This is a genomic window from Brevundimonas sp. (genome assembly GCF_031082345.1).
GTDB lineage: Bacteria > Pseudomonadota > Alphaproteobacteria > Caulobacterales > Caulobacteraceae > Brevundimonas.
On sequence record NZ_JAVHLH010000008.1, the window covers coordinates 1 to 20333 of the forward strand.

The window sequence follows — 20333 nt, forward strand, 5'->3', positions numbered from 1 at the left end:
GCCAGGAAGTCCGATTTGGCCGCGTTGGCCGTCTCGGCCGCGAGCTTGGCCTCGCTCAGTTCGGCGGTCCGGGTCGCCACCGTGTCCTCGAGGCCGGCGACGTGGTCCGCGATCCGCCGGTCACGCTCGCGCAGGCCCTGCAGCATCGACCGCAGGCCGCCGACGAGGTCGCCGACCTCGCCGTCGGCGCGGATGTCGGGATCGGCGGAATAGTCCTCGGAATCGCGCACCTGATTGGCAAAGGCCGCCAGGCGCACGATCGGTTCGCTGATTCTGCGGGCCATGCGCAGGGCGATCACCAGGCCGCCCAGCGCCGCGATGGCCGTGCCCAGCAGGGCCACCAGGACCGAGCCGAGCACGCGCTCGCGCAGGCCTGGCGTCTTGGCCAGAAGGGTGATGCGGCCGACCGGTTCGCCCTGGCTGACCACGGGCGTGCTGACCTGCACCGTGCCCGTCGTCAGCACCGACCAGACCGACATCCGGTCGCCGTCCGTCACCCGGGCGTCGGACGCCAGCCGCACGCCGCCGCCGGTTTCCGCCAGCAACTCGCCGGACTTCGCTTCAATGCGGCCATAGGTGACGGCCGGCGTCTGGGCGATGGCGCGGAGCGCCGTGAAGGTCCCGACGCGGTCGCCCTCCCTGACAGAGTCCGCCGCGAACGAACCGATCACATTGGCCGTCTGGGTGAGGCCATCCGCCTCGAGCGCGGTCTGCCGCCGGGCGTCGGTCCAGCCCATGATCGGGGCGACCACGACGCACGTCGCCGCCAGGGCGGCAAGGACCAGCCCTACCAGCTTCTGGCGAATGGAACCGCCGCTTCTGTGAGACGAACTCCCCAATACGGCCACCCGATAACCTTCAGTTATTGTGGTTTATACTGTCCCTTAATGACTCGAGGCTTAATGCTCAGCCTTGTCGGGGGACGAGGGGAGGCGGGACGCCTTCCGGGGAGGTCCCAATGAGTAGCGGTTTCTTCTATGTCCTGCAGGACGAGGCCCGGATCCTGTTCGTCGATGACGACCCGATCCTGAGAGCCTTCGCCCAGGTCAATCTGGCCACCCCGAGCACGCAGGTCGATCTCGCCGAGGACGGCGACGCCGCGCTCGCTTGCCTGAAGAACGCCCGCTACGACCTCGTCCTTCTCGACCTTGAGATGCCCGGCGTCGACGGCTTCGAGGTTCTGACCCGCATCCGGACCGATCCGGCGCTGAAAGATCTCGCCGTCATTGTCCAGACGGGCCGCGAGGACGTCGAAGCCATAGACCGTTGCTTCCACCTCGGCGCCACGTCTTTCGTGATGAAGCCGCTGAACTGGCGGCTGCTCGCCTACCAGATCCGTTATGTCCTGCGCGCCGAACGGGTGGCCGCTGCCGGAAGGGCCGCGGCATGACCCTCCCGACTGGACGTCTGGCAGCAATCTCGAACAGGAGTGAGTGATGGCCATGGAAGCCGAAACACTGGCCCACAAACAGGAAGAGGCGGCGCTTGTCCGGGAACGGCGGGCGCGCGCCGAACGGCGGGGTCGAGACCGGCGCAAGCCGGGCACGCGCGTCAACCAGAATGCGCCGATGCGTTCGACGCTGCGCGGCGTCGGCCTCAGCGCTCTCGGCGTCGTCGCCACCATCATGGTGATCACCGTCGTCTACAGCCAGATCGCCCAGGTCTCGCTGCCGTATGTCACCCTGGCCTTCGAGGCGGGCGCGCTGGCCGTCGCGGTCATTGTCGTGGCGCTCGGCTTCGTGGAGCAGCGGCTGACCGAGATCCGTCTCGAGCTGATGATGCTGAACGGCGGACGCAGGCAGCAGGACGACCGGCGTCAGGGGGCCCGGCGCGGCGAAGGCGAAGCGACCGCCGAGTAATCCCGATGGGTCATCCGATTTCGCATAATATATCTTAGGCGCAACATGGCGGCGCCCCGGGCTCTCGCCAATCCCGCGTTCTCGCGCTACGCCTCCTTCCCGGACAAGGAGCGACCATGGCGGGCCTGAAGGACAAGCGCGGATTCATCGACAAGGACCGGCTCGACCTGTCGGAGCGTCAGGCCGTCGAATACTGGATGAAGCGCTGGGGCGTCACCCGCGACCAGATCACCGCCGCCCACCGCAAGGCCGGCCGCATGGTCAAGGACATCGCCGCCGAGCTCGGCAAGAAGCGTTAGACCGACGCCGAAGCGCGCCAGCAGACCATGATGCCATCATCGGGGTCGACCCGCGTCCCGGTCCGCGTGAACCCGTTCCGCTCAAGGACTCGCTGTGAGGCCGGATTGCTGATGGACGTTTCCGCAATCACGGCTGTCAGGTCGCCGCGAAGCCGGGCCCAGGCCAGAACTTCACTCACCGCCTGCCTGGCGATCCCCTGCCCGTGCCGGGTTTCCGCAACGCCATAGCCGATCTCGATAGCGCCATCTTCTGTCGGCTCGGCCTTGATCGAGCACAGGCCCACGACCTCACCGCCGTCCACGATCCACCATGCCGCCGGGCTGCAGGTCACCCCGACCTTGCGAGCGAGGTCCCGTAGCATGGCCACGACGGGCGCCGGTGCGACACCCCCGTCCGCGACCCGAAGTCCGCGCACGAGACCCCGTTCGTTCAGGTCGTCGAAATCAGCATCCTCGACCGGCAGGATCACTACAGGTGCAGCACCCGTTGGTACGCGTCCAGCGAGGCCTCGTGCATGGCCTCGGACATGGTCGGGTGCGGATAGACGATGCCGTGCATCTCCTCCTCCGTGGCCTCCATGGCGATGGCGGTGACGAAGCCCTGGATCATCTCGGTGACCTCGGCGCCGATCATGTGGGCCCCGATCAGCGCGCCGGTCCTGGCGTCGAAGATCACCTTGACGAAGCCCTCGATCTCGCCGGCGGCCACGGCCTTGCCGTTCACCCGGAACGGGAAGCGGCCGACCTTGACCTCGCGTTTGGCCTCGCGGGCCCCCTGCTCGGTGATCCCGACCGAGGCGACCTGCGGCTGGGCGTAGGTGCAGCCGGCGATCGGCGAGTGGACGTTCGGCGTCTTGTAGCCGGCGATATGCTCGGCGGCGTGGATGCCCTCGTGCGAGGCCTTGTGGGCCAGCCAGGGCGCGCCGGCGCAGTCGCCGATGGCGTACAGCCCCTTCACATTCGTCTGGCAATGGCCGTCGATGGTGATGTGGCCGCGGTCCATGTTCACGCCCAGCGCCTCCAGGCCGATGCCGTCGGTGTTGGCGGTGATGCCGACCGCCGAAATGCACACCTCGGCCTCCAGGGTCTCGGCCTTGCCGCCGGCCTCGATGGCGACCTGAACCCCCTTCCCGCCCTTCGACACCTTGGTGACCTTGCAGCCGGCGCGGAATTTCATGCCGCGCTTCTCGAAGGCCTTCTGAGCGGCCTTCGAGACCTCCTCGTCCTCGACCGGCATGATCCGGTCGACCGCTTCCACCACGGTAACTTCCACGCCCAAGGCTCTGTAGAAGCTGCCGAATTCCACGCCGATGGCGCCAGAGCCGATGACCACGATCGAGGCCGGCATCTTCTTGGGGGCCATGGCCTCGCGATAGGCCCAGATGCGGTCGCCGTCGGCCTCGAGACCGATCTGCGGGATCGCCTTGGCGCGGGCTCCCACCGCCAGCATCACGGTCTTCGCCTCGACCGTGCGCGAACCGCCGGCCTTCAGCGCGACGACGACTTTCGGGGCCGCAGCGCCCTTCTCCAGCTTCGCCGAGCCCTCGATCACCTCGATCTTGTGCTTCTTCATCAGGAAGGCGACGCCCTTGTTCATCTGGGCGGCCACGCCGCGCGAGCGCTGGATGATGGCGTCGAAATCGAAGCCGACCTTCTCGGCCGACAGACCGTAGTCCTTCAGATGCGACAGGCTCTCGTATTTCTCGCCCGACTTGAGCAGCGCCTTGGTCGGGATGCAGCCCCAGTTCAGGCAGATGCCGCCCAGCGCCTCGCGCTCGACGATCGCCGTCTTCAGGCCCAGCTGGCTGGCGCGAATGGCGGCCACATAGCCGCCGGGACCGGAACCGATGACGATCAGATCGAACTCAGCCATACGAATAATCTCCTTGAGCAGCGCCTCTTAACCCGCCGGGAACGCGAAAGGCACCCTCCCCGCCTCGCCGCGAAACGAAATGTCAGGCCAGCATGAAGGCCATCCACGCTTCCAGATCCATGACGGTCAGCGCCGCCACGAGGGCCGCGGGAAAAAGCACCAGGCTGAAGTAGAGCGCCAGATGGATCGCGCCGCGAATGAGCGCCTGAAGCCGGCTGACGCCGTAGTAGCGGCTGGCCGCCAACGTGAAATAGGTCAGGAACGGCAGCACGAGGGGCCACGCCGGCGCGTTCGCCCCGTACTTGTTCGCCAGGGCCAGCAGGATCAGCAGGATGAAGGCGGTGATATGCGCCCACATGGCGAACACCAGATGCTCCATGATCAGCCGCCTTCGTCCAAAGAACGGCGCCAGCATCAGGGCGTAGAGCGGCATCAGCAGCCAGATCGCATTGGGCAGCCAGCCAGCCAGCCGCTCGGAGATCGCCGCCTGTTCCAGGTTGGAAACGTTCTCGTAGAGCAGGTTCTGGCGGTCGGTTTCGGTCGTGGCGCGCGCCGCCGCGGCCGCGATCGCCGCGGTGACGGCGGGGTCGATGGCCGGCTCGACGCGCCGCTGCATCCATCGCTCGCCCTGGGTCGCGTTCTCGAGGTGAACCGTCGCGCCGTCCGGATCGGCGCGCGCGGTGACGGGACGGTCCGGATCCGTCACCTGCGCGAGGTACTGGTACAGCTGCACGTCGGCGAAGTTCAACGTCAGCAGGAACAGGGCCGTGACGACCACGAACAGCTTCGTCGGGGTCTGGTAGAGCGAGCCCGCGCCGTCGCGGCAGGCTTCCAGCAGCCGCCCCGGCTTCACCGCCAGCGCGACGAGCGTACGCGCGGTGCGTCCGTCGACCAGATTGGTTTCGGAGAAGGCCTCGGCCGCCCAGTCGCGCAGGGGACGGGGCCGGGCGAGCGTGTCCTGGCCGCAGGTATGGCAGTAGCGACCGCGCAGAGCGGTCCCGCACGCCCGGCAGGCGGCCTCGTCCTCAACCGGCTGGCGTTCTGACATGCAGCCTCCCCCGTCCGGCCCATCTTGACCGGGCGGCGGCAGGCCGCAAGCCCCGCCGTCAGGCCAGCATCGTGACCGGGTCTTCGATCATCGCCTTGAAGACCTGCAGGAATTTCGCGCCGATGGCGCCGTCCACGACGCGGTGATCGCAGGTCAGGGTGACGGTCATCACCGTGGCCACGGCCAGTTGGCCGTCCTTGACCACGGGGCGCGGCTCCCCGGCCCCGACGCTCATGATCGCGCCCTGGGGCTCGTTGATGATCGAGGCGAACGACTGGATGCCGAACATGCCGAGGTTGGACACGCTGAAGGTGCCGCCCTGGAACTCCTCGGGTTTCAGCTTGCGGTCGCGGGCGCGCTTGGCCAAGTCCTTCGACTCGGTCGCGATCTGCGACAGGGTCTTGGTCTCGGCCTTGCGGATGATCGGAGTGATCAGGCCGCCGTCGATCGCAACCGCCATGGCCACATCGGCGTGGTGGTGCATGGCGATGCCTTCGGGCGAATAGCTGGCGTTGGCCTCCGGCACCGCCTTCAGGGCCATGGCGCTGGCCTTGATGATGAAGTCGTTGACCGAGACCTTGATCCCGTCCTTCTCCAGCATGGCGTTGACCCGCGCCCGCGACGCCAGGAGGCCGTCGATCTCGCAGTCGATGTTGAGCGGGAAATGCGGCACGTCGCGGAAGCTGTCGGTCAGGCGCCGGGCGATGGCCTTGCGCATGCCGTCCAGCGGGACGAGGTCGTAGCTGCCGTCGGGGATGCCCATCTGGGCCAGCGACTGGACCTTGCGGGTCTCGCCGGATGGCGCCGCGGCGGCCGCGGACGGAGCGGAGCCCTTCTCCGCACCCTCGAGGTCGCGTTTGACGATCCGGCCGTGCGGACCGGTGCCCTTGACCGTGGACAGGTCGATCCCGGCCTGGGCCGCCAGACGGCGCGCCAGGGGCGAGGCGAAGATGCGCTCGCCGTCGGCTTTCGCCGGGGCCTTCGGCGCAGGCGTGGCGTCGGCCTTCGAAGGCTCCGGCTTCGCCGCCTCGGCTTTCGGCGCTTCAGCCTTTGAAGCCTCGGCCTTCGGAGCGGGGGCGGCCGCGCCGCCTTCGTCCTTCAGACGGGCGATCGGCGTATTGACCTTCACCCCCTCGGAGCCCTCGGCCACGAGGATGTCAGTGATCTCGCCCTCGTCGACGGCCTCGACCTCCATGGTCGCCTTGTCGGTCTCGATCTCGGCGATGACGTCGCCGGCCTTGACCGTGTCGCCGACCTTGACGTGCCATTTGGCCAGGACGCCCTCCTCCATGGTGGGCGACAGGGCGGGCATCAGGATGTCGGTCATTGCGCGCTCCCTGTCTCGTCCGTGGGTTCGGCGACGGTCTGGACGTTCTGCGCCTTGAGGGCGTCGCTCATGCCGGCGAGAATCTGATTGTAGGCCGCCCGCTCGTCCATCCCGTGCCGCACCTTGTAGCCGTGCGCCATGTGGGTCGCGGCGTAGGCCAGCATGCGGCCGAACATGGCCGGGTCATTGAAGGCCGGCTTGATCGACATGACCGGCTCCTGCTTCGACCACCACATCCGCAGGATTTCGATCGCCTCCGGGTCGGCGGCGACGCTGGCGGGCGTCTTCAGCTGGTGCTCCTCGCGCTCGCTCATGCCATCACCTGCTTCACGGCGGCGACGATCTTGTCCACGCCGGGCAGCGACAGGGCCTCCAGATTGGCGGCGTAGGGCAGCGGCACGTCCTCCTGATGGACCCGCAACGGCGGCGCATCCAGATAGTCGAAGGCGTGTTCGATGACCCTCGCCACGACCTCGGCGCCGACGCCCATCGGACCCCAGCCCTCTTCGGCCGAGACTAGGCGGCTGGTCTTCTTGACGCTCTCGACGATGGTCTCGTGATCCAGCGGCCGCAGGGTGCGCAGGTCGACGACCTCGCAGCTGATCCCCTCCTCCGCCAGTTTCTCGGCGGCCTGCAGGGCGAAGCCGACCATGCGGCTGTGGGCGGTGATGGTGACGTCGGTCCCCTCGCGGCGGACCTTGGCCTTGCCGATCGGGACCAGCCAGTCCTCGACCTCGGGCACGTCGAACTCCAGCCCGTACATCATCTCGTGCTCGAGGAAGACGACGGGGTTGGGGTCGCGGATGGCCGACTTCATCAGCCCCTTGGCGTCGGCCGCGTCATACGGCGCGATAACCTTCAGGCCGGGCACCTGGGCGTACCAGGCCGAATAGTCCTGGCTGTGCTGGGCCCCGACGCGGCTGGCGGCGCCGTTGGGCCCGCGGAAGACGATGCTGGCGCGGATCTGGCCGCCCGACATGTAGAGCGTCTTGGCCGCCGAATTGATGATGTGGTCGATGGCCTGCATGGCGAAGTTGAAGGTCATGAACTCGACGATCGGCTTCAGCCCGGCCATCGCCGCGCCGACGCCGAGGCCGGCGAAGCCGTGCTCGGTGATCGGGGTGTCGACGACGCGCTTGTCGCCGAACTCCTGCAGCAGCTCGCGGCTGACCTTGTAGGCGCCCTGGTACTGGGCGACTTCCTCGCCGATCAGGAAGACGCCCTCGTCGCGGCGCATCTCCTCCGCCATGGCGTCGCGCAGGGCGTCGCGGATGGTGGTCTTGACCAGTTTGGCGTCGGCCGGGATTTCCGGATCGCGCAGTTCGGTCTTCGGCTTGACCGGGGCGTCGGCCGGCGCGCCTTCTGCCGGAGCCTTGGTCTCGCCCTTCGGCGCATCCGCGGGCGGAGCGTCAGCCTTGGGAGCCGGAGCGGCCGCGCCGTCTTCGCCCGCCAGACGGGCGATCGGCGTATTGACCTTCACGTTTTCCGAGCCCTCGGCCACGAGGATCTCAAGCACCTCGCCCTCGTCGACGGCTTCGACCTCCATGGTCGCCTTGTCGGTTTCGATCTCGGCGATGACCTGGCCGGCGGAGACCGTGTCGCCCGCCTTGATGTGCCATTTGGTCAGCGTGCCCTCTTCCATCGTGGGCGACAGCGCCGGCATGAGAATGTCGGTCACGCTGAGGCCTCCACATAGACGTCGGTGTAGAGCTCGGAGGGATCCGGTTCCGGGCTTTCCTGGGCGAATTGAACGGCTTCGGCGACGATGGCCTTGACCTCGGCGTCGATGGCCTTGAGCTCGTCCTCGGTCGCCTTGGCGGCGGCCAGCAGGCTCTTGATATGGTCGATCGGGTCGCGGGTCTTCTTGACCTCGTCGACCTCTTCCTTGGTGCGGTATTTGGCCGGATCGCTCATGGAATGGCCACGATAGCGGTAGGTCTTCACCTCAAGGATGAAGGGGCCGCCCCCTTCCCTCGCCCGCTTGACGGCCTTGGCCACCGCGTCCCGCACGGCCAGCACGTCCATGCCGTCGACCTGTTCTCCGGGGATGCCGAAGCTGGCGCCGCGCTGGCTCAGGTCGGTCGTGGAGGACGAGCGCTCGATGCTCGTGCCCATGGCGTACTGGTTGTTCTCGATGATGTAGATGGCCGGCAGCTTCCACAGCTGGGCCATGTTGAAGCTCTCGTAGACCTGCCCCTGGTTGGCCGCCCCGTCGCCGAAATAGACGAAAGCGACCGAGTCATCGCCGCGGTAGCGGCCGGCGAAGGCCAGGCCGGTGCCCAGCGCCACCTGGGCCCCGACGATGCCGTGGCCGCCGTAGAAGCCGGTGGCGGTGTCGAACATGTGCATCGACCCGCCCTTGCCCTTCGACGAGCCGCCGATGCGGCCGGTGAGCTCGGCCATGACCTCCTTGGGGTCCATGCCGGCGGCCAGCATATGGCCGTGGTCGCGGTAGCCGGTGATGATCTTGTCGTGGCCCTGTTTGACGCTCTCCTGAACGCCGACGGCCACGGCTTCCTGGCCGATGTACAGGTGACAGAAGCCGCCGATCAGCCCCATTCCGTACAGCTGGCCGGCGCGCTCTTCGAAACGGCGGATCAGCACCATCTCGCGATAGAAGCGCAGCAGGTCCTCCTTCGAGGCCGTGGGCGTGTTGGGCAGTTTGGTCGCCTTGCTGGAATCAGCTTTGGCGGCGGGGGCTTTCGCCATCCGTCATCTCCCGGCTGGGCCCCGGTTCCAGGACCTCTTGTCGTTACGGAAAGGGGCTTTAGCAGCCTTCGTTCCCGAAACGCAAAGCGCGCCGGCAGCGCTGTAACGAAAGTTCACGCGCGCGGTGCGGCCGGGGCTTCCGGAGCGCGCGCGGAGACCCGGATGACGTAGTCGCGCGGGTCGGCGAAGCCCAGCACGGCGCGGGCCCGTTCCTCCAGCAGGTCGCGCGACAGGCTGTCGGTGCGCAGATACTGCGCCCGGATTTCCAGATCGCGGCGCTGCTCCAGAATGCCGGCCAGTTGGGCCTCGCGGCGCAGCATCATGGCGTCGCGCTCGCCGCCGCTCAGCAGGCCGCGCTCGCCGGTGAGGGCCTGGACCCCCAGATAGGCGATCAGCAGCAACAGCATGGCTGACGGGAAATACGGCTTCATCCGTTCGGGCACTGACGGACGCTCCTTCTGAGCGTGGACTCACAATCAATGAATCCTGACCGAAAATGCCTAACAAACCGTAGCTTGACCATAGAACCCGGCATCTCCGGACAACCGTCGAAGCGCGGCCGATCTGGGGGTTATTTCAGCAGCATGCCGTCGCCGTAATAGGCGCCTTGGTCGCCCAGCATTTCCTCGATGCGGAGCAGCTGGTTGTACTTGGCCGTGCGGTCCGAACGGGCCAGCGAGCCGGTCTTGATCTGTCCGCAGTTGGTGGCCACGGCCAGGTCGGCGATGGTCGAGTCCTCGGTCTCGCCCGAGCGGTGGCTCATCACGGCGGTGTAGCCGGCCCGGTGCGCCATATCCACGGCGTCAAGAGTCTCGGACAAGGTTCCGATCTGATTGACTTTTATCAGGATGGAGTTGGCCAGTCCCTCACCGATTCCGGCGGCCAGACGGGCCGGGTTGGTCACGAACAGGTCGTCGCCGACGATCTGGACGCGGTCGCCCAGCCGGTCGGTCAGCAGCTTCCAGCCGTCGAAATCATCCTCGGCGCAGCCGTCCTCGATCGAGACGATCGGGAAGCGTTCGCACAGGTCGGCGAGGTAGCCGACCATGGCGTCGGCCTCGAGCGTTTTGCCCTCCCCGGCCATGACGTATTTGCCGTCCTTGAAGAACTCGGTCGCGGCCACGTCGAGGCCGAGGTGAAAATCCTCTCCGGCCAGATAGCCCGCCGCCTGACCGGCCCGGGTGATGAAGCTCAGCGCCTCCTCGGCCGAGGCCAGGTTGGGGGCAAAGCCGCCCTCGTCGCCGACGTTGGTGTTGTGGCCGGCGTCCTTCAGCTGCTTCTTCAGGGCGTGGAAGATCTCGGCGCCCATGCGCAGGGCTTCGGAGAAGCTGTCCGCCCCGGTCGGCAGGATCATGAATTCCTGGATGTCGATCGGATTGTCGGCGTGGGCCCCGCCGTTGATGATGTTCATCATCGGCGTCGGCAGGATGCGGGCGGAGACGCCGCCCAGATAGCGATGCAGCGGCAGGCCCGACGAGATGGCGCTGGCCTTGGCGCAGGCCAGGCTGACCCCGAGAATGGCGTTGGCGCCCAGCCGGCTCTTGTTCGGCGTGCCGTCGAGACCGATCAGGGCCTCGTCGATGCGGCGCTGGTCCTCGGCGTCCATGCCGCTGAGGGCGTCGAAGATCTCGCCGTTGACAGCGTCGACGGCCTTGCCGACGCCCTTGCCGCCCCACTGGTCCTTGTCGCCGTCGCGCAGTTCGACCGCCTCGTGGGCCCCGGTCGAGGCGCCGGAGGGCACCGCCGCCCGGCCGAAGCTGCCGTCATCGAGGATGACATCGACCTCCACCGTCGGATTGCCGCGGCTGTCGAGGATCTGGCGGGCGACGATGTCGGCGATGTCGGTCATGGGTGCGCTCTGCTGTCAGGGAAGTCGGCGGGGTTTAGCGCAGGCCCCGCCGAATCGCCAACCGCAACCCGTCAGGCGCACCCCTCGACGTACTGGATGCTGGGACCGCCGGCGGCCACGTGCTGCACCCGGCCGTCGTTGCCGATGTGATAGCTGATGCCCCGCGAGGTCGGGTCCTGGACATAGTCCGCGCCGCCGCCGCTGCTCCAGGCGGTGATGTATTCCGCCGGAGCCTCGCTGTATTTGTGCGGGCTGGCCGTCGCGGCCGTCCCATAGGCCGACTTGATGGCGGCGGCCTCGTCGCCGACGCCAAAGCCGCGATCGGTTTTCAGCGTCGCGTCGCGACTGAGCCACAGGCTGGTCAGGACGCCGTTCTCGACCATCACCATCAGCCCTTGGGGAGCGCGTTCCGGGCGGAACATGTCGCACGACTCCGGATCGGGCCCTCCGACGGCGTCGGGATTGGCGTCCGGTCCCAGCGCAGCCACGACCTCGGCGCGGGTCATGCCGATGCGGAGCGGGCCCCAGCCCTGGGCGGTCACCGCATTGGCGTCGACGGGGGTCGCCGGCGCCGACGGTTCCGTCGGCCCCTCGGGCGGGGCTGTGGGCGATGGCTCGGAATCCGGCGCGCCGCAGGCGGCCAGCATCAGGACGGCGGAGGTGAGCAGAAGGGGGCGGATCATGGCGGCGGCTCCTCGGTTCGGAGCTAAAAACGCACGAAAACGGCGCGCGGTGAACCGCGCGCCGTCAATGTTCAGTCGCCGTGGGGTGAAGACCTAGTCTTCCTTGGGCGTCAGGACCTGGCGGCCGCGATAGGTGCCGGTCTTCAGGTCGATGTGGTGCGAGCGGCGCAGCTCGCCCGTGTCCTTGTCCTCGACGTGCGGGTTGGAGCCCAGCGAGTCGTGGGCGCGGCGCATGTTGCGACGCGAGGGCGATACTTTGCGCTTCGGAACGGCCATGTCCGTCTCAATCTTCTTAAGGTCGGGCGCCCCGGGTCCGGAGACCGAAAGCGCGAAAACAACTGCGGCGGCCCCCGAGAGAGCCGCCACGTGAGCGCGGGCTTATGCCTGAACCCGTCCGGGAGTTCAAGTCCGCTGACGTGCGCTCCAGTCCGCCCGCGACAGCCCGTAATACAGGCTGTCCTTCCACTCGCCGCCGACCTCCCAGGTCCGCTCGGCGAAGCCGGTCTTCACGAAGCCGAGTCGTTCCAGCAGGCGAATCGAGGCGGTGTTTTCGGGATCGACATCGGCGGTCAGGTCGTCGACGTCCCGCGTGCCGAAGACATGGTCGATCGACGCCGCCACCGCCTCGCCGGCGAACCCCTGCCCCCAATGGTCGGGATGCAGGATGTAGCCGACCTCCGGCAGTTTCCAGAAACCCGCCTTGCCGATCACGACGCCGTCGCGCTCGATGACGAAGTCCGGCTGGTCGGGGCCGTTGGCGATCATGCTGTCCAGCCACGTCGCCGTCTGTTCCAGGCTGTCATGCGGCGGCGTCGACCACCAGCGGGTGGCGCGCGGGTCCGACAGCACGGCGTGCATCGCCTTCAGGTCGTCCGGGCGGGCGGATCGCAGGGTCAGCCGGGGCGTGCGGATTTCCATCCCCGGCCAGTGCAGCGCGCCGCCGGAATGGTCAAGCCAGTGCACGTTCCAGGACGATGAAATGCAGGTCGTCCCTGAGCGGCAGGCCGAACCGGGGATCACCATAGGGGAACGGCAGGGTCTCGCCCGTCGGCTCGTATCCCAGCCGCCGGTACCAGGCGATCAGGGTCTCGCGTTGCGGAAAGACCGATATGCGCACCCGACGCGCGCCGAACCGCTCCGCGAGCGCGGCGTGCGCGGCCTCGACCATCCGGCGGCCCAGACCGCCGCCCTGCAGGGTCGGGCTGACCGAGAGCATGCCGAAATAGCCCGTCCCCTCGCCGCGGTCGGCGATCAGGATGCAGCCCAGCAGGGCCTCGCCCCGCCAGGCGGTGAGCATGGCCTGGGCCGGGTCGGCGAGGATGGAGGCCAGATCGTCGGGGTCGGTGCGCTGTCCCGCCAGCAGATCGGCCTCCGTGGTCCAGCCGGCCCGGGACGCCTCGCCGCGGTAGGCGCTCTCGATCAGCCGGTGCAGCGCCGGGATGTCGTCTGTCGTCGCGTCGCGGATGAGGATGTCAGTCATCGACAAGCGCCTCCGCCACCGCCTCGCCGATGGCCAGCGAACTGGTCAGGCCCGGGCTTTCGATGCCGAACAGGGCCATCAGTCCGGCAATTCCGTGATCTTCGGGGCCGCGTAGCTGGAAGTCCGGCTGCGGTTCGCCTGGCCCATGCAGCTTGGGACGGATGCCGGCGTAGTCAGGGGTCAGGGCGCCCTGCGGCAGGCTCGGCCAGAAGCGGCGGATATAGCCCTCGAACTCGGCCGCCTTGTCCGGATCGACCCAATAGTCCTCGGTCTCGACCCAGACGAGGTCCGGCCCGAACACCGCCTGTCCGCCCAGGTCCTTACGATAGTGGGTGCCGAGCGCGCCCGGGATCGGCGGCGGATAGATCAGCCGCTCGAACGGCGCCTTGCCGGTCAGGCGGAAATAGACGCCCTTGCCGAAATGGCCGGCGGGGATGTGGTCGGCGGGGTAGCCCTCGATGCGGCCGGCGACCTCCTGGGCCGCCAGTCCCGGCGCGGCGACCAGCAGCCGCGCGGTCAGGGTCGCCCCGCCCTCCCCGCCCGCAGTGATGGTGAAGCCTCCGCCCGGAAGCGCCTCTGCCCGCTCGAACGGCGTGGAGACCACGACCGAACCGCCCGCGTCCTCGATCTCGCCCTGCAGGGCCAGCATGTAGCCGTGGCTGTCGAACACGCCGCTCTCCGGCGACAGGATGGCCGCATGGGCGTTCAGCCCCGGTTCCAGCGCCCGCGCCTGGGCCCCGGTCAGATGCTCCAGCCCCTCGACCCCGTTGGCCGTCGCCAGTTTGAAGATGGTCTCGATGCGCTCGACCTCGGCTTCATCCGTGGCCACGACCAGCTTGCCGCATTTGCGGTAGTCGACCTTGTGGCTGTCGAGAAAGGCGTACAGCGACCGCCGCCCCTCGACGCAGAACCGCGCCTTCAGGGACCCGGTCGGATAGTAGAGGCCGCCGTGGATGACCTCGCTGTTCCGCGACGACACGCCCTGGCCGATGTGCGGCTCCGTCTCTAGCACCAGCACCGACAGGCCGCGCCCGGCCAGCGACCGCCCGCAGGCCAGCCCCACCGCCCCGGCGCCGACCACGACGGCGTCGAAATCGAAGCTCACGCTTTCGGGCCGTAGAGATGGGCCGCCCGGGCCTCGAAACAGTGCATCAGCTTGCCGACGGCGCGGTCGAAATTGGCCTGCAGCATCATGTCGAGCAGGCGTGACTTGAAGGCGAAGTCGATGAAGAATTCGACCCGCGTGCCCTCGGGGTGCGGGAAGAACTCCCAGCGGTTTTTCAGGTGGTGGAACGGCCCGCGGATCAGGCCGACCTCGACCTTGGGCGCATAGCGGTCATGCCGGACCCAGGTCGAGAACCGCTCCTTGAGGAAGGAGAAGCCGACCCCGGCCTCAGCGTCGATCACGGTCACGCCCGGCGCCTCTTCACGCTCGCCCCAGGCCCGCATCGACGACACCCAGGGCACGAACTCCGGATAGGCGCGCACGTCGGCGACCAGCGCGGCGAGCTGGTCGGGCTGGTAGGGCAGGATTTTCGTAACGCGGTGGACGGCCAACGGCGGCTCAGCGGCCCGTCTGGGCCAAGCGCGCCGCCTTCAGCCGCGCGAAATCCTCGCCGGCGTGGTGCGAACTGCGGGTCAGCGGCGAGGAGGACACCATCAGGAAGCCCTTGGCCCGGGCGATGGCCTCATAGGCCTTGAACTCGTCCGGGGTGACGAAGCGGTCGATGGCGGCGTGTTTGCGGGTCGGCTGCAGGTACTGGCCGATGGTGATGAAGTCGACGCCGGCCGAGCGCATGTCGTCCATCACCTGCATGACCTCTTCGCGGGTCTCGCCCAGGCCGACCATGATGCCGGACTTGGTGAACTGGTTGGGGTCGCGCTCCTTGACCATCTGCAGCAGACGCAGGCTGTGGAAGTAGCGGGCCCCGGGCCGGATCTTCAGATACAGCCGCGGCACGGTCTCGAGGTTGTGGTTGAAGACGTCGGGGGTCGCATCGATCACCACCTCGGCCGCGCCGTCCTTGCGCAGGAAGTCGGGCGTCAGGATCTCGATGGTCGTGCCCGGCGCCTGCAGGCGGATCTGGCGCACCACCTCGGCGAAGTGGGCGGCGCCGCCGTCGGAAAGGTCGTCCCGGTCCACCGAGGTGATGACGACGTGGTTCAGCCCCATCTGCTGGACGGCCAGGCCGACCTTGGCCGGTTCTTCCGGGTCGAGGGCCTGCGGCAGGCCGGTCTTGACGTTGCAGAAGGCGCAGGCCCGCGTGCAGGTGTCGCCCATGATCATCAGGGTGGCGTGCTTCTGGCTCCAGCACTCGCCGATGTTCGGGCAGGCCGCCTCCTCGCAGACCGTGACCAGGCCCTTGTCCTTCACGATGGCGCGGGTGGCGTTGTACTGGCCGGAACCGGGCGCCTTGACGCGCAGCCAGTCCGGCTTCTTCAGCACGGCGGTCTCGGGCCGGTTCTGCTTTTCCGGGTGACGCAGTTCGGCCGGCGTCTTCGTCAGGGTGTCGATCAGCGTGACCAAGGCGGCGCGGGCTCCGGGCTGTGCGAAACCGCTATGTCGTCCTTCCGGGTGGCGAAGGCAAGGCGGGCCCGGTCGTCACGCCGGGTAACACATCTTTTCAACCCCTCCGCCCCGCTCTAGTTTGCGCGTTCAGACCAAGGCGCGGCCAACGCGCCACGGAGGATGTATTTGCGCCTGCCCCTGGACCCCAAGGCCGTCGAGGTGACGATCTTCGACGCCCTGATCGCGGCCCGCGACACCTATGGCGACAAGGAGATTCTGGAGGACCAGGACCGCAAGCCTCTCACCTACACCGGCCTGATCCGCGCGGCCTTTGTGCTTGGGCGCAAGATCGCCGCGATGACGGCGGTGGGCGAGCGGGTCGGCATCCTGCTGCCCTCCAGCATGGGGGTGGTGGTCACCTACTACGGCCTGCACGCCCACGGCCGCGTCCCGGTGATGCTCAACTTCACCTCGGGCGAACAGAATGTGAAGGCCGCCATCAAGGCCGCCGGCGTCGGCAAGGTCCTGACGGCGAAACGGTTCATCGACCAGGCCAAGCTGGCGGACCTGGTCGGCCATATCGAAAGCGTCGCCGAGGTCGTCTGGCTCGACGACGTGCGCGAATCGATCGGTCTGCCGGACAAGCTGTACGGGCTGATGGCCGGCATGATGCCGAAGCGGTTCAGGGTGAAGACCGACCCGTTCTCGCCCGGCGTGGTGCTGTTCACCTCGGGCAGTTTCGGCGCGCCCAAGGGGGTGGTGCTCAGCCAGTGGAACCTCGTGGCCAACTGCCGCCAGGTGGCCCAGCACATCGATCTGGACCCCGACTGGGTGATGTTCAACCCGCTGCCGACCTTCCACTGCTTCGGCCTGACCGGCGGCGTGCTGCTGCCGCTGCTGCAGGGACTGAAGGCGTTCCAGTACCCTTCACCCCTGCACGCCAAGCAGATCGTCGAACTGCTGCCGCAGGTGAAGGCGTCGATCCTGTTCGCCACCGACACCTTCCTGAACCAGTACGCCCGGGTGGCGGGGCCGGACGACTTCTCGACCCTGAAATTCGTCGTGGCCGGGGCCGAGCGGGTCCGCGACGAGACCCATCACCTGTTCAACACCCGTTTCCACGGCCTCAAGCTGCTGGAGGGCTACGGCGCCACTGAGGCCGCGCCCGTGGTGGCTGTGAACCATCCGGACCGCAACCGGCCCGGAACCGTCGGCCAGATCCTTCCCGGCATGGAATGGCGACTGGAGCCGGTCGACGGCATCGACGAGGGCGGGCGGCTGTATCTGCGCGGTCCCAATGTGATGAAGGGCTATCTCTCGCCCGACGACCCCAACGCCATCGAGCCGCTCAAGGACGGCTGGCACGACACGGGCGACATCGTCGCGGTCGACGACGAGGGCTATATCTGCATCCTCGGGCGGGCGAAACGGTTCGCCAAGATCGGCGGAGAGATGGTGTCGCTGACCGCCGTCGAGGGCCTCGCCAGCGCTGTATGGCCGGAGGCGCGCCACGCCGTGGTCTCCATCCCCGACAGCCGCAAGGGCGAAAAACTGGTGCTGGTCACCGACCGCAAGGACGCCGACGTCGCCCGTCTCGCCGAATGGGCCCGTAGCCACGGCGCGCCGGAACTGGCCGTGCCGAAGAAGATCCTGCGCGTGGGCGAACTGCCGGTGCTCGGCACCGGCAAGACCGACTATGTGGCGATCCAGCAGATGGTGGACCTCGACAAGGCCGCCTAGGTTCCGCCGCCGCAGGCCCCGGCCCGTGGTCGGCGGACGCGATGATGAAGCCGCTAGCCGATCCGCACGCCCGTCATCGAGATCGATCCGCCCTCGATGACGTCGTTGAAGAAGCGGACGTCCTCGTTCGGCCGGCGCTGGGCGGCGACGTAGAGCAGCGGCAGGAAATGCTCGTCGGTCGGCACGCTCATCTGCGCGTCCTCGGCGAGGCCGACCCAGTCGATCAGGGCGTCGTCGTCGCCGCGGACCAGCGCCGCCTTGACCGCCTCGTTGAACTGCGTCGCCCAGCCATAAGGCTCGCCGCCGGCCCGCTTCCAGGTGCGCAGATTGTGGACGAAGTCGCCCGAGCCGGCGATCACCACCCCCTCGTCCCGCAGCGGCGCCAGCTTTCGCGCCAGGTCGAAATGGCCCCGGGCGTCCAGCCCGCGATCCAGCGACAGCTGCACGACCGGCACGTCCGCCTCGGGCCAGACGTGGGTCAGCACGGACCAGGTCCCGTGATCCAGGCCCCACTGGTCGGTCGGCGCCGCCCCGGTCAGGTCCGCGACCCGGGCGGCCAGGTCGGGCGAGCCCGGCGCGGGATACTGCATCGCATGCAGTTCATCCGGGAAGGCGCCGAAATCGTGGATGGTTTCCGGCGTCGACTGCGCGGTGACGGCGGGCCCGTCCGTCTCCCAGTGAGCCGAGACCATGAGCACGCCTTTCGGCTTGCCGACCGCCCGGCCGATCTCGCGCCAGACGTCCGCGCAGGAACCGCCCAGCGCATTCATCGGCGAACCGTGGCCGAAGAAGAGGACGGGCTGGCGCATCAGCCGAACAGCTTCTTCGCCGTCTCCGCGACATAGCGGCCCTGCCAGCGGGCGCCCTCCAGCTCGTTGTCGCTGGGCATGCGCGAGCCGTCGCCGCCCGTGATGGTGGTGGCGCCGTAGGGCGAGCCGCCGGTGATCTCGTCCATGCGCTGCTGGCCTTCCCAGGCGTAAGGCAGTCCGGTGACGATCATGCCGTGATGCAGCAGGGTCTGGATCAGGCCGATCAGCGTCGTCTCCTGCCCGCCGTGCTGCGTCGCGGTGGAGGTGAAGGCCGAGCCGACCTTGCCGACAAGGGCGCCCTTCATCCACAGGCCGCCGGTCTGGTCGAGGAAATTGCGCATCTGCGACGCCGCCGTGCCGTAGCGGGTCCCCGCCCCGACGATGATGGCGTCATAGCCGTTCAGGTCGGCCACCCTGGCGATCGGCGCGGCCTGGTCCAGCTTGTAGCCGCTCTTGCGGGCCTGGTCCTCGGGCACGAGTTCCTCGACCCGCTTGATGTCGACCTCGGCGCCGTCCACCGAGCGTGCGCCGGCCGCGACGGCTTCGGCCATGGCTTCAACGTGGCCGCGGGTGGAATGATACAGGACAAGGATCTTGGGCATCGGACTCTCCGCTTGACTGGGCTGCTCTATTAGTAACAGCGACTGTAGCGGAAATAGGTTCCGCTGACAGGCGGACAAGTCCCCCCGGTCAGGTTTTGATCCGCGGCCCCAGCGGACAGATACGGTCGTAGAACTCGGCCGGCGCCGGAACCGCGCCGCCCCTGAGCAGGCGGAAGCGGTGTTCCACCACCATCGCCTGCTGCTCGATATTGAGACTTCCCCAACTGCAGTCCATGCCGGTCGGATAGGCGTAGGAGGCCGGACGATCGCCCGCCCGCAGCTTGCCGGTCAGCAGATTGATCCCCTGCTGCGCCTGCCACACGTGGGTCAGTTCATGGATCAGCACCGCCTGGACCTTCACCGGCGCCGCGGCGATGTCCGACGGCAGGGATCGGCCGGGCCAGACGATCCAGTCGCGGCCGAACCAGCGGCCGGGCACAAAGGCGCGAACGACCGGCCAGGGCGCGCCCAGCAGGCGGACCTTCGCGCAGCATAGGGCGTCGCCGAAGGCCTCTCGCGCCAAGTCCGTTTCGCCGTCGGTCAGCGGCCGGATCAAGGCGCGACCATGGTCACCGCATAGCCGCCCGTCGGGCTGACCCACTCCCAGTGCCAGGGCTCATAGACATACGGCACGAAGCCGAAGCGGTGGGCGTTCTGGACCAGCCAGCGGTAGGTGGCGGTGCGGCTCATATGCAGCCGGCTGTTCGGCGAGGTGTTGTCGACGCCCATCTGGCCCATCTGGCCGACATAGAGGTCGACCGCCGTGCCGGTGCGGTGCGGGGAACAGACCGCCCGGCGCAGGCCGTCGCAATTGCCCTGGGCGGCGCAGCGGGCCGCGTCGGCCTCCGGGTCCCGGAAACCGGAGAAGATCTGCAACAGCTCACGATCCGCCGCGACCTCGGGCACTTCTTCCCGCGCCGCCGCCACCATCAGCCGGTAGGCCGCCAGCACGTCGCGCCGCAACAGGCGGGTCAGCCGGTCGGCGTGCTCCTCGGACTCGACCAGATAGCCGAGCTGATACAGCGGCGGCGGATCGGGACACGGCTGTTCGCGGACCCGCTCCATGATGAAGGGCCGGCGCTCCTGCCACAGGCCGCGGAAGACCTGGAAGGTCGCCGGGTCGAACCAGCCGGTGGCCGGCAGGCTGTGGGCGTACTGGAACTCGGCCAAGGCCCGGGCGAACCGGGGCGAGCCCGGCGCGCAGCCGGTGCCCAGCTCCTTCTGGATCAGCGGCAGATAGGTCTCCCAACCCCACTCGGTCGGGCCGAACGGCGCCCATTCCAGCGAATAGTGCGAGATCGCATTGGCCAGCGCCGGCGCGCCCCATTCGATCTGATCCGCATCGCACACTTCCGCCACCCCGGACGACGACTGCGCGTGCGCCTCGCCCGCGCTCCCCATCGCCCCGGCCAGGAACGGCAGGGCGGCCAGCATCGTCAGGAGGGCGCGGTTCGACATGGCCGGATGGTGACCCCAGCGGTGTGTCCACGGCAAGACCCTTCGCCCGTCGAGGACCGGACGGCGCGACAGCTCGCGCGTCGCGCTC

At 68.2% G+C, this 20333-nt stretch carries 25 protein-coding genes; 4 read left to right on the forward strand and 21 right to left on the reverse strand.

Going from position 1 to position 20333, the window contains the following annotated elements; genetic code table 11:
- On the reverse strand, positions 1 to 752 hold a 752-nt coding region (locus RDU12_RS01105; protein WP_308683975.1), incomplete at its 3' end, for a HAMP domain-containing protein.
- Positions 753 to 958: 206 nt separating this feature from the next.
- On the opposite strand from RDU12_RS01105, the gene RDU12_RS01110 reads away from it, so the two are divergent.
- The 3 genes from RDU12_RS01110 (at position 959) to RDU12_RS01120 (ending at position 2158) form a co-directional block, all read left to right on the forward strand.
- A complete protein-coding gene (locus RDU12_RS01110) occupies positions 959 to 1390 on the forward strand; it encodes a PleD family two-component system response regulator (RefSeq protein WP_300291339.1) in 432 nt (143 codons plus the stop codon).
- Between the two features lie 46 nt (positions 1391 to 1436).
- Positions 1437 to 1859, forward strand: a complete 423-nt coding sequence (locus tag RDU12_RS01115) for a hypothetical protein (protein ID WP_300291337.1) — start codon at positions 1437 to 1439, stop codon at positions 1857 to 1859.
- Between the two features lie 116 nt (positions 1860 to 1975).
- Positions 1976 to 2158, forward strand: coding sequence for a DUF3606 domain-containing protein (locus RDU12_RS01120; protein WP_013269402.1), 183 nt, complete (start codon positions 1976 to 1978; stop codon positions 2156 to 2158).
- Here the strand turns inward: RDU12_RS01120 and RDU12_RS01125 are convergent.
- From RDU12_RS01125 to lipA, 16 genes are all read right to left on the reverse strand, one after another.
- Positions 2155 to 2628, reverse strand: coding sequence for a GNAT family N-acetyltransferase (locus RDU12_RS01125; protein WP_300291335.1), 474 nt, complete (start codon positions 2626 to 2628; stop codon positions 2155 to 2157). The genes RDU12_RS01120 and RDU12_RS01125 overlap by 4 nt on opposite strands.
- Positions 2628 to 4031 carry a dihydrolipoyl dehydrogenase gene (gene lpdA, locus RDU12_RS01130; RefSeq protein ID WP_300291333.1) on the reverse strand — a complete coding sequence of 468 codons (1404 nt, stop codon included), beginning with the start codon at positions 4029 to 4031 and terminating at the stop codon, positions 2628 to 2630. The genes RDU12_RS01125 and lpdA overlap by 1 nt, the downstream gene beginning before the upstream one ends.
- An 82-nt stretch (positions 4032 to 4113) precedes the next feature.
- Positions 4114 to 5079: a hypothetical protein gene (locus tag RDU12_RS01135; RefSeq protein ID WP_308683976.1), complete on the reverse strand. Its 966-nt coding sequence runs from the start codon at positions 5077 to 5079 to the stop codon at positions 4114 to 4116.
- A gap of 58 nt (positions 5080 to 5137) precedes the next feature.
- Positions 5138 to 6406: a pyruvate dehydrogenase complex dihydrolipoamide acetyltransferase gene (locus tag RDU12_RS01140; RefSeq protein WP_300289937.1), complete on the reverse strand. Its 1269-nt coding sequence runs from the start codon at positions 6404 to 6406 to the stop codon at positions 5138 to 5140.
- A complete protein-coding gene (locus RDU12_RS01145) occupies positions 6403 to 6720 on the reverse strand; it encodes a DUF5076 domain-containing protein (RefSeq protein ID WP_300289936.1) in 318 nt (105 codons plus the stop codon). The genes RDU12_RS01140 and RDU12_RS01145 overlap by 4 nt, the downstream gene beginning before the upstream one ends.
- Positions 6717 to 8084, reverse strand: coding sequence for a pyruvate dehydrogenase complex E1 component subunit beta (locus RDU12_RS01150; protein WP_300289935.1), 1368 nt, complete (start codon positions 8082 to 8084; stop codon positions 6717 to 6719). The genes RDU12_RS01145 and RDU12_RS01150 overlap by 4 nt, the downstream gene beginning before the upstream one ends.
- Positions 8081 to 9115: a pyruvate dehydrogenase (acetyl-transferring) E1 component subunit alpha gene (gene pdhA, locus RDU12_RS01155; RefSeq protein WP_300289934.1), complete on the reverse strand. Its 1035-nt coding sequence runs from the start codon at positions 9113 to 9115 to the stop codon at positions 8081 to 8083. Before pdhA ends, RDU12_RS01150 begins: the two co-directional genes overlap by 4 nt.
- A gap of 113 nt (positions 9116 to 9228) precedes the next feature.
- The gene (locus tag RDU12_RS01160) at positions 9229 to 9546 is read right to left on the reverse strand and encodes a septum formation initiator family protein (RefSeq protein ID WP_374990175.1); all 318 of its coding nucleotides are present in this window, start codon (positions 9544 to 9546) and stop codon (positions 9229 to 9231) included.
- Positions 9547 to 9686: 140 nt separating this feature from the next.
- Positions 9687 to 10964: a phosphopyruvate hydratase gene (eno, locus tag RDU12_RS01165; RefSeq protein ID WP_300289932.1), complete on the reverse strand. Its 1278-nt coding sequence runs from the start codon at positions 10962 to 10964 to the stop codon at positions 9687 to 9689.
- 71 nt (positions 10965 to 11035) lie between these two features.
- Positions 11036 to 11647: a hypothetical protein gene (locus tag RDU12_RS01170; protein ID WP_300289931.1), complete on the reverse strand. Its 612-nt coding sequence runs from the start codon at positions 11645 to 11647 to the stop codon at positions 11036 to 11038.
- Positions 11648 to 11740: 93 nt separating this feature from the next.
- A complete protein-coding gene (gene rpmF, locus RDU12_RS01175) occupies positions 11741 to 11923 on the reverse strand; it encodes a 50S ribosomal protein L32 (protein WP_123286562.1) in 183 nt (60 codons plus the stop codon).
- Between the two features lie 126 nt (positions 11924 to 12049).
- Positions 12050 to 12610 (reverse strand): GNAT family N-acetyltransferase, encoded by a 561-nt coding sequence (locus RDU12_RS01180; RefSeq protein WP_308683977.1) that lies wholly within the window; start codon positions 12608 to 12610, stop codon positions 12050 to 12052.
- On the reverse strand, positions 12597 to 13127 hold the full coding sequence (locus RDU12_RS01185; RefSeq protein ID WP_300289929.1) for a GNAT family N-acetyltransferase: 531 nt from the start codon (positions 13125 to 13127) through the stop codon (positions 12597 to 12599). The genes RDU12_RS01180 and RDU12_RS01185 overlap by 14 nt, the downstream gene beginning before the upstream one ends.
- Complete coding sequence (locus RDU12_RS01190) at positions 13120 to 14232, reverse strand: NAD(P)/FAD-dependent oxidoreductase (RefSeq protein WP_308683978.1); 1113 nt, start codon at positions 14230 to 14232, stop codon at positions 13120 to 13122. Before RDU12_RS01190 ends, RDU12_RS01185 begins: the two co-directional genes overlap by 8 nt.
- On the reverse strand, positions 14229 to 14684 hold the full coding sequence (locus RDU12_RS01195) for a type II toxin-antitoxin system RatA family toxin (protein ID WP_300289478.1): 456 nt from the start codon (positions 14682 to 14684) through the stop codon (positions 14229 to 14231). The genes RDU12_RS01190 and RDU12_RS01195 overlap by 4 nt, the downstream gene beginning before the upstream one ends.
- 7 nt (positions 14685 to 14691) lie before the next feature.
- Positions 14692 to 15654 carry a lipoyl synthase gene (lipA, locus tag RDU12_RS01200; protein ID WP_300289479.1) on the reverse strand — a complete coding sequence of 321 codons (963 nt, stop codon included), beginning with the start codon at positions 15652 to 15654 and terminating at the stop codon, positions 14692 to 14694.
- 162 nt (positions 15655 to 15816) lie between these two features.
- Here lipA and RDU12_RS01205 point away from each other — a divergent pair, with 162 nt between their 5' ends.
- Positions 15817 to 17376, forward strand: coding sequence for an AMP-binding protein (locus RDU12_RS01205; RefSeq protein ID WP_374990174.1), 1560 nt, complete (start codon positions 15817 to 15819; stop codon positions 17374 to 17376).
- Between the two features lie 53 nt (positions 17377 to 17429).
- Here RDU12_RS01205 and ygiD read toward each other — a convergent pair whose 3' ends face one another.
- The 4 genes from ygiD to RDU12_RS01225 form a co-directional block, all read right to left on the reverse strand.
- On the reverse strand, positions 17430 to 18185 hold the full coding sequence (gene ygiD / locus RDU12_RS01210; protein WP_300289482.1) for a 4,5-DOPA dioxygenase extradiol: 756 nt from the start codon (positions 18183 to 18185) through the stop codon (positions 17430 to 17432).
- Positions 18185 to 18787 (reverse strand): NAD(P)H:quinone oxidoreductase, encoded by a 603-nt coding sequence (wrbA, locus tag RDU12_RS01215; RefSeq protein WP_300289483.1) that lies wholly within the window; start codon positions 18785 to 18787, stop codon positions 18185 to 18187. The genes ygiD and wrbA overlap by 1 nt, the downstream gene beginning before the upstream one ends.
- An 88-nt stretch (positions 18788 to 18875) precedes the next feature.
- A complete protein-coding gene (locus RDU12_RS01220; RefSeq protein ID WP_300289484.1) occupies positions 18876 to 19343 on the reverse strand; it encodes a hypothetical protein in 468 nt (155 codons plus the stop codon).
- A complete protein-coding gene (locus RDU12_RS01225; RefSeq protein WP_308683979.1) occupies positions 19340 to 20281 on the reverse strand; it encodes a M15 family metallopeptidase in 942 nt (313 codons plus the stop codon). Before RDU12_RS01225 ends, RDU12_RS01220 begins: the two co-directional genes overlap by 4 nt.
- Positions 20282 to 20333: the final 52 nt, after the last annotated feature.